We start from the raw sequence: 15,391 nt of genomic DNA on the forward strand, positions 1-15,391 counted from the left end.
CGGACCTCTGCCATGACACACACAGCAAAAATCCTTACCGCCTCCCTGCTCCTTGTCCTGCTCCTGGCCGCACCGTGCCGGGCAGCCGACCCCGAAAACACCCTCTTCCTCGACCTCGACTACGGCCGCGTGGTCATCGAGATGCGCCCGGACCTTGCCCCGGCCCATGTGGCACGCATCAAGGAGCTGGTGCGCTCGGGCTTTTACAACGGCCTTGTCTTTCACCGCGTCATCGACGGCTTCATGGCTCAAACCGGCGACCCTTCCGGCACCGGCCGCGGCGGCTCCGGGAAAAACCTCCGCGCCGAATTCTCCCGCCAGCCCTTCGTGCGCGGCACGGTGGGCATGGCCCGCGCCCAGAGCGAACACAGCGGCGACAGCCAGTTCTTCATCTGCTTTGCCCCGGCTCCCTACCTTGATGGCCAGTACACGGTCTGGGGCCAAGTCACCTCGGGCATGGAGTTCGTGGACAAAATCCGCAAGGGACAAGGCTCAAGTGGCATGGTCGGCACCCCGGACCGTATCGTCCGCATACAGGTGGCCGCCGACGTGGCGGCGAAATAATCACGCCCGCACCGGAGAAAACGACAAAAGGCGCACCTCCCCATGGAGGTGCGCCTTTTGTCGCGCATGGCCTTTGGCGGATCAGTTGTCCACCCTTGACGAGAGATTCCCACCAATCAATATCGCGTTATCCAATCAGGCAACTCCGACTGGACCTCTCCCGCCGCGGAATCGCCCTCTTTTCTCACGGCCAACGCAAGCCTGTCGCAACACAAGGTGGTTCGTGCGGTCAGAGCTTCGAAAACGGATTTCCCGTGTTTCGAGTTGGCAAGATTTGTCTCCTTCTTCATGGTGGTTAGCCATGTGCAGGGAATAATCAACCAAGCAAAGAGCAAATAAAAAAGGTATGACTTGAGTTTCGGATAAACGCCATCCACATCTATGGGCTTCATGTTAAGGGCATGAAAATAATAAAGCGCGACAGGCAGATGCACAGGATGATTGTGGTAGGCAAAAGAACAGTCCATTGGGACATCAAAACCGATGAATTTCCATTTGACCTTGAAAAGACCAGTCAAAAAAAAATGAATCCGTGACTTAATGCTCATGATGTTTGGGGTGGTCATAACAAAAATTCCACCCTGTTTCAAAACCCGTGCAACTTCTTTATATACCGCGACATGGTTGGGAATATTCTGTACCGTCTCTGAAATAATCACACAATCAAAGCTCTCATTTTCAAAGGGAGTTTTCTCTGTAAGATCAACGCCATTAACGATTTTTACGTTTTTGTTTGCGTTCTTGTACACAGAATAATTGGTTCCGGTCACTTCGTATCCAACCTCCTGCAAAGCGGCGCAAAGAGCGCCATCTCCGCAGGAATATTCGAGGATCCTTTTCCCGACAGGACAATGTCCAGTGACCAGCTCGTATACCTTCGCCCGGGTATATCCAAAGTGAAAACTATCTACGTCCTTCATATCGTCACAGCTGTTCAACATGTATCAAACCTCAAGAGCACTTGTTGGAGTGTACGCCCGCCGATCAATACGCATGGCCTTTGGCGGATCAGTTGTCCAGATAGATGAAGCGCTTGATCTTCTGGGTGGGGGTCTTCTCAAAGGGCTCCACCTGCTCCACCACGCGGGCGAGGCGGGCGAAGGTGGAGACCTTGGAGTTGGTTTCCTGGCGCACGGCCTCGAGAACGCCCTGGACCTTGGCCCTGACCTCGGACTCCATCATCTTCTTGACCCCGAAGACCTCGTCCAGAGTCTCGTAGTTGAGATGGATGCGGGCCGAGAGCTTGCCCGCCGCGTCGTAGACCATGGATTCCATGACGTGGTCGCAGCCGTTGATGATGGACTCGATCTCTTCGGGATAGATATTTTCCCCGCTGGAACCGATGATCACGTTCTTGAGACGGCCCTTGATATAGAGGTAGCCGTCCTCGTCGATGAGGCCGAGATCGCCGGTCTTGAGCCAGCCATCCTCGGTGAAGGTGTCGGCCGTGTCCCGCGGCGCCTTGTAATACTCGCGCATGACGTTGGGCCCTTTGGCGTATATCTCCCCCTCGCCCGTGGCCGGGTTGGGGTCGGCGATCATCAGCTCGATGCCGGGCAGCGGCGGGCCGATGGCCCGGAAGCGCTGGCGGTCCGGCGGGGCCCCAGCCAGCAGCGGCGAGGTCTCGGTCATGCCGTAGCCGATGGCGTAGGGCACTTGGGCCTCCCCGAGGAAACGCTCCACTTCGGGCGACAGGGGAGCGCCGCCGATACACATGCAGCGCAGACTGCCGCCAAAGGCCTCAATGAGTTTTCTTCCGGCGATGCGGGAGACCTGGCGCCGCGCCGCGCCGATCTTCATCAGCCCGCCCATGACACCCTTGCCCGAGAGTTTGGGCTTGATCCGGCTCTTGTAAATCTTCTCGATGATCAGGGGGACCACATTCATGACCGTGGGCCTGACCTGTTCCATGGCGGGTAGCAGGGTCTTGGGTGTGGGCGGTTTCCTGAGGTAGTGGACCGAAGCCCCGCAATGAACCGGAACAAGCAGGCCCACCGTGCATTCATAGGTATGGGCCATGGGCAGCACCGACAGGAAGCGGTCGGTCTCGAACACCGGGATGGTGGCGACCCCGGCCAAGACGTTGGAGACGAGGTTGCCGTGGGTCAGGACCACCCCTTTGGAATGGCCTGTGGTGCCCGAGGTGTAGAGGATGGCGGCCACGCTGTCGCTGGTCAGGCCGGAGTCCCCCTTGCCGGTCTTGCGCTCAATGAAACGTCGGGCGGCATCGCTGAACTTCTCGAACTTTTCGCGCCCCAGCTCCACCGCCTCTTCGAAGCTGGTGCGCTGCTCCTGTTCATCGACCACGGAAAAGTCGTCCATGACCACCACGGTCTTCAGGTTGGGGAAAGAGCCTTCCTCCACCTTGTGCAGGTAGCGGTTCGAAGCCACAACCACCTTGGCCTCGGAGTGCCTGAGGATGTGGTGGACCGCGCTGACATGGAACTCCTGCAGGATGGGCACGGCGATGGCTCCCGAGGAGACGATGGCAAAATAGGTGATGGCCCAGTTGGGCATGTTCTCGCCGATGATGGCCACCTTGTCGCCGGGATTGACGCCATTTGCCGCCAGCAAGGTGGTCACGGCGTGGGCCAGATCAATGAAGCGGGTGTAACTGATGGGCTCCTCGCCGACATAGCTCAAGGCGGGCCTGTCGGGAAAACGGCCGGCTGCCGTCACCAGCAGGTCCTTCAGGGTCATGGTTTCGGTGTTCACACTCTCCTCCAGGTGGGGGCTGCCTCAGGGCGCCCGCATCCATACCACGCCGGGCGCAGGGGTCAAGCCCGGGATTTGGCCGACCGACGCGGCACAAGACTCGACAGCACACGGACCAGGTCGGTAAAGTCCACGGGTTTGGCCAGATAGTCGTCCATGCCCGCGGCCAGAAACTTCTCGCGATCGCCCTGCATGGCATGGGCTGTCAGGGCGACGATGGGCAACTGCGCCTTGGGGCCGAGGCTCTCGTCATCCCGAATCATCCTGGTGGCGGCAAGCCCGTCAAGGCCGGGCATCTGGATGTCCATGAGGATAATGTCAAACTCCCCGGAACGGAGCCTGTCCAGGGCCTGTTCGCCGTCTTCGGCCGTGACCACCCTGTGGCCGAGCTTTTCCAGCATCCGCAGAACAGACACCCGATTGACCGGCTCATCCTCGGCCAGAAGTACGGTGAGGGGTTTGACGCTCTCAGGAACCGGCACCACCAGATCGCAGGAACGCGACACCTCGTCCGCCTCGCGGACCCTGATGTAGAGGTGGATGCGCGTGCCCTCCTCGTCACTTTCCACATACACTTCGCCGCCCATGAGCCCGGCCAGCCGCTTGACGATGCCAAGGCCCAGGCCGGTGCCGCCGTATTTCCTGGTATGCGACCCGTCCACCTGGGAAAAGGCGTTGAAGACCGTTGCGAGCATGTCTGCCGGGATGCCGATGCCCGTGTCGTTGACCGCCAGAAAGAGGCGCATCTCGCCCGGAGCGTCAAGGGGCTGCGTCCATGCCTCCACAGTAACCCGCCCCGAGGGGGTGAACTTGACCGCATTGCCCACGAGGTTGAAGAGTATCTGGCGAATGCGCGCCTCGTCGCCCACAAGCATCGGCGGCACGGACTCATCCACCTCCACGGCCATGAGTAGTTGCTGTTCGGCGGCCTGAACCGTGAAATTCTCAAGCACGTCCGCCACCACATGGCGCAACGCAAGGGGCTCGCTCTCAAGGGAGAGCATCCCGGCCTCCATCTTGGAGAAATCGAGCACATCGTTGATGACGCGCAAGAGGCTGCGGCCGGAGTTCAGCGCAGTGTCCACATAGTCGCGCTGCTCGTCGTCGAGACGGGTGCCGCCCACCAGCTGGAGCATGCCGAAGATGCCGTTGAGGGGTGTGCGTATCTCGTGACTCATGTTGGCCAGGAATTCGCTTTTGGCCCGATTGGCCGACTCGGCCGCCTCCTTGGCCCTGATCAGCTGCTGGCCGGAGAGCTTGCGTTCCTCCTCCACCCTGATGGTGGCGGCCACTATGCCCATGAGTTGCCTGTCATTCTCCGTGGGGTCGAAATCCCCCCGAAACAGAACATAGAGTGCACCCACGGCCTTGCCGTCCAGGAAGACCAGCTCGCCCGCAAAGGTGGACGGAGCCGCTTCGCCCGCGTGCGGCGTCTGCGCGGCATAGGGCGAATCCGCAAGATCTTTGACCAGAAACACGCCGGGCTTGCCCTCTGCGATCATGGCGGCGAAGACTCCCTCGTCAATGCAGCCGGCGCTCAGGGCGCAGGAGTTGGTGCCGCGGATGCTGGCGCAGCCGCTGGCACCGGAGCCAAAGCGGTTGTAGCAGCCCACCTGCCCGCCCAGCAGTTCGCGGATCAACCCGCACAGGCTCGAAATATTCTCGTCGGGATCAGCGGTGAATCCCAGAACGCAGGTGTTGATGCTGGCCAGACGGTTTTCGGCGCGTCTGCGCTCGGTGACATCGTGGGCGATGCCGACCATGCGGCGCGAGTCGCCGTCAGGCCCGCGATGGAAGACCCGACCGCGGGAGGCGAGCCAGCGCCACGAGTCCGCATCGGTGCGGACGCGATACTCCACCTGAAAAACCGGGGTGTCTCCGGCCAGGCTGCGCTCCACCTCGTGGCGCACCGTCGCCGCATCATCGGGATGGAGACGGCCGTACCAGTCCTCCAGACGGCGGGGCAGCCTGTCAAAGCCGCACTCCAGCAGCCCGGCCCAACGATCGCTCAAAATCAGCAGGTCCTCGGCCACGTCCCAGTCCCAAAAGGCGAGATCGCCGCCGCGCACAGCCAGATCGAGCCGTTCGTCGGTCTCGCGCTTGGCCCGGTCAGCGGCCACTTGATCGGAAATGTCGAGTACGCAGACCAGGTCATGGCCAACCTCGCCCAGATGAACCACACTGACGAAAAGCTCCACGTCGCGTACGCGGCCGTCCGCCAGCCGATGACGGGTTATCAGGCGTTTGCCGCCGCCCTCCCTCACGTCGTCCAGACCGTCCGCAAGGTGTTCGGGCCTTGAATCCGGGCGCAGACCGTCCAGGTCCATGCCCACCAATCGCCCCATCGGATAGCCGTAGAACCGCTCGGCCGCAGGGTTTGCCTCTCTGATCCGCCCGCTGGCCGATTCCACGAGCATCAGCGGCATATGACTATCGATAAACATGGCCCGGTGCCGCTCAGTGCTTTCCCACAGGGCGCTCTGGGCCCGCTTGCGGATCTCTGTCTCCTGCTCCAGGGCCTTGCCGGTGCGGTCCGCTTCAAAGGATTTCTTGAACAGCCTTCGGCCAAGCCAGATGATGGCCACGGTCAGCAGAGCCAGCACGACCGAGGCGACCCATAGGGCGACAGCTCCCGCCCCGGTTTTTTCGCCCGTCGGCGAAAGCCAGCGCCGCATGGCCTGATGATAGGCAGACCCCCGGTCCACGCGGAGCGCTCCCAGTTCGGCGTCCATGGCGGCCAGCAGTTCGGCTGCCTCGGACCGGGCAGCCAACCTTAAGCTCACCGGATCAAAAAACACGAGCGTGTCCTGCACGCCCAGTTCCCGCTGATGCCGCAGCCCGAGAACCCGGTTGGCCACAGCAGCGTCCAGATCGCCGCGGCCCACGGCAGCCAGGGCCTCGCGGCAGGTGTCGTACATGCGCAGCGTCAGGCCCACGCCATGGCTTCCCACCAGACGCTTGAAGGCGTCCACATGGGAGCAGTCGCGACCAAAGCCCACGTTCCTGCCGTCAAGATCCTTGATGCCCAAGACGGTCAGGTCGCGCACATACACCGCACCCCAGTCGGCAATGATGGAATTCCCGGAAAAGATCACATTCCCGTCGCCGTAGGAAAAGGGCAGCCCCGCGCAGAGGTCCGTTTCTCCTGCAAGGAGTCTGCCCCGGCACTCTTCCCGGGTGCCCGGCACGAAAACCGTCTCGCGCCCAAGGGCCTTGCCCACGGCCCGCACAATGTCCGGCACAAGGCCCTGGGCAGCGCCGTCAGGGCCGGTGAAGGCGAGGGGGGAATTCTCGTAGTAGCCCACCCGGACACTCCCCTCTCCGGCGGATGCGGGAAGGTGGACGGACAGGCAGAACAGCGCTGTCAAAAAGAGGATACGGATTGCCATGGAGCCCCCATTGGCTTCGGCCGGGCCTGCACGATGCTCGCCGCCGGGACGAAGGCCGCAGCCAGGACACCGATACCTGAAACCGTCCGGCAAATCCATTATTAGATACGGACGGGAACAGCCGGGCCAGGGAGCTATCCGAAAAACCAGCGGCCAGCGGCCACCAGCCCCATGCCCAGGGCCACGGTGCCAAAGAAGCTGCGCGTCTTCCAGGCGAGAAGAAAGGCGGGAAGCGCCGCCCAGAGAAAGAGATTGTCCAGGCCGAGGGCGAATCCCCCGTCCGGGAGCAGGAGCGCGGGAAAGAGCATGGCCGAAAGCACGGCTGTGGGCACGTAGGAGAGCCAGCGCACCACCGGCCCGGGCAGGGAGCGCGAGGCCAGGAGCAACACAGGGGCCACCCTCGGCCCATAGGTAACCAGAGTCATGCCGACAATGGTCAGGAAGACTGCCGTTTCATCCACGACTCCACTCCCGCTCCAAAGGTTGCGCCAGCAATGGTGGCGACGATCACGCTGAACCTGTCGGCCCCGGCCTGGATCAGAACCATGGCCGCCAGTCCGCTGAACCCGGCCACCAGGACGTGCAGCCCGTTGCGCACCTGCATGGTCAGGAGGGCGATGAACATGGCGGGCAGGGCGTAATCAAGGCCCAGGGGCCTGACATCCGGTATGGCCGCCCCGGCAAGGTGGCCCAGCCAGGAAGCCAGCACCCAGGCCGCGTGGGCTGTGACGTTGATGGCGAAGCCCACGGCGCGGCCCGTCTCGCCCCTGGCAAAGCGGGAGGAGTGCACGGCAAAGGTCTCATCCGTGACCTGATAGGCGAACAGTCCGAGTTGGCACCGGCTCCACCCCTTGAGCCCCGGTGCCAGGGAAGCTGTCATGAGCAGGTGGCGCAGGTTGACCACAAAGGTGGTGACCACAATGGATACCGGCGGCATGCCTGCGGCAAACATGGCCACCGCAATGAGCTGGGCCGAGCCCGCGTAGACCAGCAGCGACATGAGCGCGGTCTCAGCGGCCGAAAGCCCCGTCTTGTGGGCCAGCACGCCAAAGGCCGCGCCAACGGGCAGATAGCCCATGACAATGGGCAGCGCCTGCCGGACGCCCGGAAGCCATGCGGCAAAGCCCGCCTGCGGCTCCATGATTTCGCTGTTCATCTCCTGGCCCTCCCCCATACCGGCGTCTTGTCCTGCCATGGCCTTGCAGTAAAAGGGAAAAACTGCCATCAGTACAGACACAGACAACAAGATTTTCATACGGAACAGATTTTTCCGCAGAGTCCTGCCCAGGGGGCGCCATGCACGACCAGACAACATCGGGCGACCACGTCCCGCACGATACCGCACCAGACGGCGGGGCGTCCTACCGCTATCAGGCTGTGGAGCGCCACATCATGACCATGGTCGGGTCCGGCGCCCTCGGCCTGGGCGACAGACTGCCTTCCCTGCGCACCCTGAGCGCCAACCTCGGGGTGTCCATTTCCACGGCCAATCAGGCCTATGTGGAACTGGAGCGCAAGGGAGTCATCGAATCAAGGCCACGCTCAGGGTTCTTTGTCCGCCGCCCGGCCGTCCGGCTGCCCCTTGCGGAGCGCACCGAGTCCGGCCACCACGACGGCCCCCGTCCGGTGACACGCAGCGGGCTGATCCAGACCGTGCTCGAGGCCGTGGGCCGAAGCGACACCGTGCCGCTTGGCGTCATCGCCCCCGGGCCTGAACTGCTGCCGCGCAAGGAGCTTTCACGGATCACGGCGGCAGTGGTACGCGATGACCCTGTCCGGGCCATGGGCTACGCGCCCATCCCCGGCGACCCGGAACTGGTGCGTCAGATCGCCTTTCGCTCCATGGAGCACGGCATGAACACGGCCCCTGACGAGCCGGTGGTCACGGCCGGGTGCATGGAGGCGCTCTATCTGGCCCTGCGCTCTGTCTGCCGCGCAGGCGACGCCGTGCTCATCCAGTCGCCCACCTATTACTGCTTCCTGCAACTTCTCGAAACCCTGGGCCTGAGGGCCGTGGAGATTCCGTCCCACCCCGAGGGCGGCGTCCGCCCGGAGGAGCTTGACCGCGCCCTGCGTACCTTCGCCATCGCGGCCTGTGTTCTGGCCCCCAACTTCAACAATCCGGACGCCAGCCTGACCCCGGACGCAGCCAGACGCGAGATCGTGTCCATGCTCGCCCGCCGGGACATCCCGCTGGTGGAGGACGACGTGTCCACGGACCTGCACTTCGCCCAGGCGCGTCCAGGCACCTACAAGCAATACGACAGGGCCGGGCTGGTCCTGCTCTGCTCCTCCTTCTCGAAGACCCTCTCCCCTGGCTATCGCGTGGGCTGGATGCTGCCCGGCCGGTTTCGCCGCAAGGTGCTGGAGATCAAGGCCACCACCAACGTCTCCACCTCGACCCCGGCCCAAATGGCCATCGCCGAGTATCTTCGCCAGGGCCGCATGGAGCGTCACCTCAAACGGCTGCGATCCGCCCTGGAGCGGCAGATGGACACCATGCAACTCCATCTGGGCAGGCACTTTCCGCCCGGCACCCGCGTCAGCCATCCGTCAGGCGGGGCCGTGCTCTGGGTCCAACTGCCCGGCGGCGTGGACTCGGTGGAACTCTTCTTCCGCGCCCGGGCCAGGTCCATCGGCATCGCGCCCGGGGCCATCTTCTCCACTGGCGACGCATTTGCCGGATACATCCGCCTCAGTTGCGGCGCACCCTGGACCGACGCCCTGCACGACGGCATCCGCACCCTGGGCCAGATGGCCTCGGCCATGCTCGGCGGGGAGTGACGGCGACATCGCGCCGCCCAGCGCCATCCCCCCGGTCCGCCGAATGTCCGGCGAATTTTCCCTTTACCGCGCCGGGACGCAGGCGTAGCCTCCCTTCCTGGCGCAGGAAGCCAGCACCGCAACAACCGCGAACCGGACCACGGGCATGACCTCACGACCCCCAAGCGACATCACTGCCGGGCTTCTTGCCGCCCTCGCCGCATTCATCGCCTGGGGGCTGCTTCCGGTCTACTGGAAGGCGGTCCAGGACGTGGCTCCTCTCGAAATTCTCTGCCACCGCATCCTCTGGTCACTGGTCTTCATCGCCGCCATCCTGTCCTGCAAGCATCGCTGGGCCGAGACCTTCGCCCCCCTGCGCTCGCCGAGAAACCTGCTCATCCTGAGCCTGAGCAGCCTGACCATCGCCTGCAACTGGCTCATCTACATCTGGGCCGTGAACAACGGCAATGTCCTGGCCACCAGCCTGGGCTATTACATCAACCCGCTGGTTAACGTCCTCTTTGGGTTCCTCTTCTTCCGCGAACGGCTCAACCCCCTGCAGACCACGGCCATCGGCCTGGCCGCCCTGGGGGTGGCCAACTCCGTGATCGGTTACGGAGAATTCCCCTGGATTTCCCTGACCCTGGCCGTGACCTTCGCCTGCTACGGGCTGCTGCGCAAGATCGCGGCCGTGGAATCCCTGCCCGGCCTGTTTCTCGAAACCATGGTCCTGGCCCCGGCCGCCCTGCTCTATGTGCTGCACCTCCAGGCCGCTGGCCGCAGCGGCTTTCTGGCCGGCAACTCGCACATCGACCTGCTGCTGATAGGCGCAGGCGCCGCCACGGCCCTGCCTCTCATCGGTTTCGCCTTTGGTGCGCGTCGGCTCCGCCTGACCACCGTGGGGCTGCTGCAATACATTGCGCCCTCCATCGCCTTCTCTCTTGGCATCTTTGTCTACAACGAGCCCTTCGGCCCGACGCACCTGCTGACCTTCGCCCTGATCTGGAGCGGGCTGGCCCTGTACACCATCGACTCGATCCGGGCCATCCGCCGCCATCGCCGCACCCGGACCATGGTCGACCGCACCCCCGAAGCAACGACAACGGTGCCGACCGATCCCGCGCCCAAGGGCCGGGAGCCCTGACACGCTCCGCTTCCCCTCAACGTCCATCGCGATCCACGATGAAACCAGAAGTCCGTTCCCCTTTTGCCCGCCCCAGGAGGAGCAATTGTCGGAAAGGCTTTCCTGGGTGTCTTAAATTGCAAGATGGTAGTCTGTTTAGCTGTAGGAAGAAGCTAGCTCAGACGACTACACTTGATTAAATTCGACAACATAGCCATTAGGGTCTAAGCACTTAAAAAAGGATTCAGCCTCTGCCGTGGTTAGGCTTGTCACTATTTTGAGATCAGACTGTTCGATGTTTTTAAAAACAGCTTTGATATCCTCAACCATGAAGCAAAGCACTAGTGATGGTGTCTGCTCGCCATTTTTGTTTTTTGCATTCTTGTAGACTGAAAGACCATTCTTAAAGCGAGCATAATCGTTCGTCTTCTTCTTCACTTCAAGACCAGCTCGATTTGAATAAAAGTCAATAGTTTCTTCAAAAAGTGAGGTGCCTATTTTAACACCAATACGATTAGAAACAGACTGTGGCCTTGCAATATCTGACTTTCCATGAGCAGTAGTAGCATAATCCAAAAGGGTTCTCTCTTTTTGAGGCTTCCGAGAAAACTTCTTTATGTACAATTTCTGGCTATCATCAGTAATAAATTTATACCTAACTACGCTATACTTTGCCGTCTCAGGTGCAATCTCGACACCTTCTAGCAATGTAGCTCTCCTACCATCAGGTAATATGACTTTCTTATCTGCGATAAGGGCAGGAAGCTTGTTATAAAAAGACGTCAACATGCTTTCCGTAATAGGTGGCGGAGTTTTATCGGTTGCCCCTGGATTATTAACAATTTGTTTGGAAATCCTTCTAATATATTCGCGATCTTGAACATATTCTATATATCTTGCTGCCCACTCTTCACCAAAAAGAGCACCATACAGCCCTCCAGCCATTGAGGCAATCGTATCTGAATCTGCACCATCAGCTTTCGCAACTTTCAACAGCCCTTGTTCTGGGTTTATCGCATTTGAACTTACAATGAACACAGCAGACATAGCAGCGACTGTACCAGCTCCATTGATTCGCTTATCATAAAAACCAATTTTACCAAGTACATCGCCTTCGACTAGCAATGCTCCCTTTTGTATTTCGCTTTTTATGAATTCTAGGTTGCGTACAAAGCTATCTAGAGATTTGTTCCACAATTCTTGATAGTTTTTCAAAGCTTGATTCGCAGCATCAAACCATTCACCATAAAGATCATTATCGCTAGGTATCGCCCCCCAATCAGACACAGAAGAAAGAAGCGTATCGACTAATTCACCATACTCTAATGTCTTAAAGACCTTAACCCCATGCCAAACAGCATACCCATATGCTAAAGCACCAATAAGAGCTAATGGGTGACCATGTGTAGTGATGCCATTACGAAAGATATCATTCGCAAGTAATCTAAATTCAGCATCAACTGCCCTATCTATGCAATGAGGAAGGATTCTCATTGCCACGCCATTGCCACCTGCTTGAAAATATTGATGCCGCTGTTTATCCGCCGCTTGCCAAGGCTGTCTTCCTTCCAGCCAAAGCTTAGCTGCTCGCTTGGTTGCCCCTCCACCACCGCGCTCATACTTGGTCCAAAATGGAAGTTCAACTAATGAAAATGCATCAAACCATTTTTTACCATACTGAAGACTTCTGGCAGTTGCTAAAATCAGTTGAGTGTCATCACTATAGTCCCCAGCGCCAATAACTTCTTCATGATTGTAGAACCTACCACCAGTTCTTCTAGACCAATCGGGAAAAGCGTCTTTGCCAGTATACGAAACCTGAACAGTTCCAGCACGCAACTCGTAAGGCCATCCAAGGGAATCCCCTATCGCCGCCCCAAGAAATGATCCGCATGATTTAGAATTTATATCTATTGTGAGGGTATTGCTCATCTCATTCTCCAAATAGGATTTCTCGAGGTCTCTCGCCTGCTTGAATCATCCTACTCAACTCGTATTTATCAAACAAATCAGGAGCTACGTAGAAAGGTACATCCAAAACTTGTTGGTTTATTCGAATTCTTGCTAATTCGTTTTTAGCTTGCGTTTCATTCACTACGCAAATCCCCTGAATATCCTCTAATGGAATCTTGCCTTTGACGAGGACTTCTGCCTGTTCGTCTGTTGGGCATGCACTTATCCGAGTTGCACCTCGGACGAAATTTTTTCCATAGGATCCCACCACGACATCTTCATACAACCACGAAAAGCCGTCAACGCCTTCTCTCAACAATCGTCCATACTGTGTTGCAGCATTTCGAGGACAAAAAAGTGTCCCTTCCTGCCACAGATAATGCGGAGAAATTAGGAGGACCAGCCAATCTGAAAACAACTTTTCTTTCCCTTTGGCTTTTGAGAGATACCACGCATTCGGATATTCTATTGAACAGCAAATCGATTCTGGATGCCCGTCGAGTCGATCTAAGTCCGTAGGATTATAAACCTTTCTAACATCACCAGCCAACAACTTTGTTGGCAGCACCCCAGCCCTTCCTTCTAGCATATACGGAAGATTTCTTGACGGTGTAAAATGGCACAAACGGCTAATCCCTAGCTCTTGCACCTTGTCCTTGACCAAACTACTCATCATCAAACACTCCATATAAACCTTTATTTTCAGGCATCAATGGGGTTAGCTCATCATAATATATAGCCAACAACACCCGCTTTGCACGAGTTACTCCGACATAAAATAATCGTCCATCAATCGCCATAGCCTCTTCTTCACCGAATAGAGATACCGACTCTGAGTTCGGTAAATCCTCAAGTGTGCAGAAAGGCATGATGACTGTATCAAACTCAAGCCCCTTGCTCGAATGAAACGTTCCATAGCGAATTCCTGGTCCATCAATCCACTCATTCATATCTCGCCGCAATCGCGTACTCCCCGCCGGCAGCAGAGGTTCCAAAATACGTTCAACACTTCTCGTTCTGTAGAGAATTGCAACACTTTGCGTTTGGGCCAGCCTCGCCCCTAGGTCGGTAGCCAATTTCGCAGCTCTATTTAAATCAGAACACCGAACCAAAGTTGGGAGTGGACCATCTGCAGCAGGCGTCTTCGGCTCAACAATGTCGGGCACGCCTTCAAAAAACGGCATTCTCGACACTTCCAATGCCAGCCGAGCTATCTGCTTTGAATTTCGGTAGTTTTCTTCGAATTCCCAGACTTTCGCGATTTCCAAGCCTGCACTTCGCCAACTCATCCTGTTCCCATAAATTTGTTGAGCGACATCGCCAAAAAAAGTGATCGTACCATCATCAGGAACCATTTTAACTAAAGAACGAATCATTTCTGGCGACAAATCCTGCCCCTCATCAATCACGATATGTTTATACAGACGAGGAGAATAATCATTGTCTAGTTCATCCGAAACAGAGCATGATAGATCATCCCAATCGTAATCCTTATCATGGTCACGCCTTCTGCTTACATACTCTTCGTACACTTCAAACATTAACGGGCGCTGGGCTCTTCTCATACGGAAATGCCCCCGACCTTGCCTTTCGGCGGCAACATAGTCTTGTAATGTCCGAAGACCGTGTTGACTTATCCACTTAACTTCTTCGACAAAAAAATCGGCGGACCGATTCAAAAGCGGAAGATTTCCATGCTCAGCCCTTTTGTCCGAAATGACTTGGTTGAGAATCCTCTCCCTTAAATCGTTGCTTGCAATAGCTCCATATCGCATTTTGCCGCGTGAATTGAGATATCCTCGAGCAACCTTATGATAATTTTCTACAATGATATCATTTGGAATACCAACAAGTAAGGACTTCAAATAGGTTACTAGCGTAACATTGAATGTTACCAACAGGGTATTCCCACAATGATCAGTATTGGGGTCAGACAAGAATAAGGCGCGCAAAATCGCCATCGTAGTTTTACCGCTACCAGCAGTCCCTAAAATTGCGAAATGACCTTTGGCTGGCAAGTAGACAACCTCTTTTTGTCTACCTTCTGGTTTTGGCAGTGACATGTTGCCTCCAAAGCATATTGGATTTTCAAATTTTTGATTTAATAGACGACTATCGAAAATCCAATTACCATGAGAAAGGATGCTCAGCAACAAACACGCGGAACCTTGCGCGACGGCCCGTAGGCGACGGTATGAGGTTTCCGAAAGCACGAGCCACAACGCTTTTTCCCCTGATTCCCTGATGGCCCCGGACGGCCCGTTTCCGCCCCTCCCGGTGTCGCGCCCGCCGGGCCGTTGCCCCATTTGCGCACCCGCAGCATTAGTGGTGGCGCACAAGCGGAGGCTTTGCTAACGTGAAAGCATCAGAAAACCCCAGGCAAAGCGAAACGGCCATGGACACCGAAAGCGAAGCCGGAACGCCTTCCGGCCAGGATACTGGCGTCATCCTGGTGGCCGACGACTCGGACACCAACCGCGCCCTCATCGCCCTCTACTTCCGGGGAACACCCTGGCGGCTCGATTTTGCCGCAGACGGACACGAGGCCGTGGCCCGATTTGCCTCGGGATGCTACGCCCTGATCCTCATGGACATCCGAATGCCCGACATGGACGGCTACGAGGCCACCCGCCGCATCCGCGCCATGGAGACCGAAAGGGGCATTGCGCCCACCCCCATTGTGGCCGTTACGGCCGATGCCTTTCCCGAGCACCAGACCCGGTGCCTGGACGCCGGCTGCACGGACTTCCTGGCAAAACCCGTGCGCAAGGAAACCCTGCTCGGCTGTGTGGCCCGCCACACCCGCCTCTGAGCGCCCATCCCTGACCGCCAGTCCCTGCGGCAACCTCGCACGGGCCACGCAAAAAGGGCCGCCCCGTCACCG

Annotated in this window: 12 protein-coding genes; 4 read left to right on the top strand and 8 right to left on the bottom strand. The window is 58.2% G+C overall.

Annotated elements, in window-relative coordinates:
- Positions 1-12: 12 nt before the first annotated feature.
- On the top strand, positions 13-564 hold the full coding sequence (locus GKC30_RS01985) for a peptidylprolyl isomerase (protein WP_155931986.1): 552 nt from the start codon (positions 13-15) through the stop codon (positions 562-564).
- A gap of 116 nt (positions 565-680) precedes the next feature.
- Here the strand turns inward: GKC30_RS01985 and GKC30_RS01990 are convergent, their stop codons facing one another.
- The 5 genes from GKC30_RS01990 to GKC30_RS02010 all read right to left on the bottom strand — a co-directional run bounded on the left by GKC30_RS01990 (position 681) and on the right by GKC30_RS02010 (position 7,824).
- Positions 681-1,484 carry a class I SAM-dependent methyltransferase gene (locus tag GKC30_RS01990; RefSeq protein WP_196772779.1) on the bottom strand — a complete coding sequence of 268 codons (804 nt, stop codon included), beginning with the start codon at positions 1,482-1,484 and terminating at the stop codon, positions 681-683.
- 88 nt (positions 1,485-1,572) lie between these two features.
- Positions 1,573-3,264 (bottom strand): AMP-binding protein, encoded by a 1,692-nt coding sequence (locus GKC30_RS01995; RefSeq protein WP_155932364.1) that lies wholly within the window; start codon positions 3,262-3,264, stop codon positions 1,573-1,575.
- A 77-nt stretch (positions 3,265-3,341) separates the two neighbouring features.
- A complete protein-coding gene (locus GKC30_RS02000) occupies positions 3,342-6,668 on the bottom strand; it encodes a response regulator (RefSeq protein ID WP_155931990.1) in 3,327 nt (1,108 codons plus the stop codon).
- A 134-nt stretch (positions 6,669-6,802) separates the two neighbouring features.
- Entirely contained in the window at positions 6,803-7,129 is a 327-nt protein-coding gene (locus tag GKC30_RS02005) for an AzlD domain-containing protein (RefSeq protein ID WP_367613921.1), read from the bottom strand.
- Positions 7,105-7,824 carry an AzlC family ABC transporter permease gene (locus tag GKC30_RS02010; protein WP_231117019.1) on the bottom strand — a complete coding sequence of 240 codons (720 nt, stop codon included), beginning with the start codon at positions 7,822-7,824 and terminating at the stop codon, positions 7,105-7,107. Before GKC30_RS02010 ends, GKC30_RS02005 begins: the two co-directional genes overlap by 25 nt.
- Positions 7,825-7,964: 140 nt before the next feature.
- Here GKC30_RS02010 and GKC30_RS02015 point away from each other — a divergent pair, with 140 nt between their 5' ends.
- A complete protein-coding gene (locus GKC30_RS02015; protein WP_155931992.1) occupies positions 7,965-9,452 on the top strand; it encodes an aminotransferase-like domain-containing protein in 1,488 nt (495 codons plus the stop codon).
- 145 nt (positions 9,453-9,597) lie between these two features.
- Positions 9,598-10,575, top strand: a complete 978-nt coding sequence (rarD, locus tag GKC30_RS02020; RefSeq protein WP_155931994.1) for an EamA family transporter RarD — start codon at positions 9,598-9,600, stop codon at positions 10,573-10,575.
- A gap of 165 nt (positions 10,576-10,740) precedes the next feature.
- Here the strand turns inward: rarD and GKC30_RS02025 are convergent, their stop codons facing one another.
- The 3 genes from GKC30_RS02025 to GKC30_RS02035 are packed head-to-tail and all read right to left on the bottom strand — an operon-like array spanning position 10,741 to position 14,570.
- The gene (locus GKC30_RS02025) at positions 10,741-12,486 is read right to left on the bottom strand and encodes an ADP-ribosylglycohydrolase family protein (RefSeq protein ID WP_155931996.1); all 1,746 of its coding nucleotides are present in this window, start codon (positions 12,484-12,486) and stop codon (positions 10,741-10,743) included.
- 1 nt (position 12,487) lies between these two features.
- A complete protein-coding gene (locus tag GKC30_RS02030; protein ID WP_196772780.1) occupies positions 12,488-13,183 on the bottom strand; it encodes a DarT ssDNA thymidine ADP-ribosyltransferase family protein in 696 nt (231 codons plus the stop codon).
- Positions 13,173-14,570: a 3'-5' exonuclease gene (locus GKC30_RS02035; protein ID WP_196772781.1), complete on the bottom strand. Its 1,398-nt coding sequence runs from the start codon at positions 14,568-14,570 to the stop codon at positions 13,173-13,175. Before GKC30_RS02035 ends, GKC30_RS02030 begins: the two co-directional genes overlap by 11 nt.
- 293 nt (positions 14,571-14,863) lie before the next feature.
- Here GKC30_RS02035 and GKC30_RS02040 point away from each other — a divergent pair, with 293 nt between their 5' ends.
- On the top strand, positions 14,864-15,319 hold the full coding sequence (locus GKC30_RS02040; protein WP_367613923.1) for a response regulator: 456 nt from the start codon (positions 14,864-14,866) through the stop codon (positions 15,317-15,319).
- Positions 15,320-15,391: the final 72 nt, after the last annotated feature.

Source organism: Pseudodesulfovibrio alkaliphilus, assembly GCF_009729555.1.
Classification (GTDB): domain Bacteria; phylum Desulfobacterota; class Desulfovibrionia; order Desulfovibrionales; family Desulfovibrionaceae; genus Pseudodesulfovibrio; species Pseudodesulfovibrio alkaliphilus.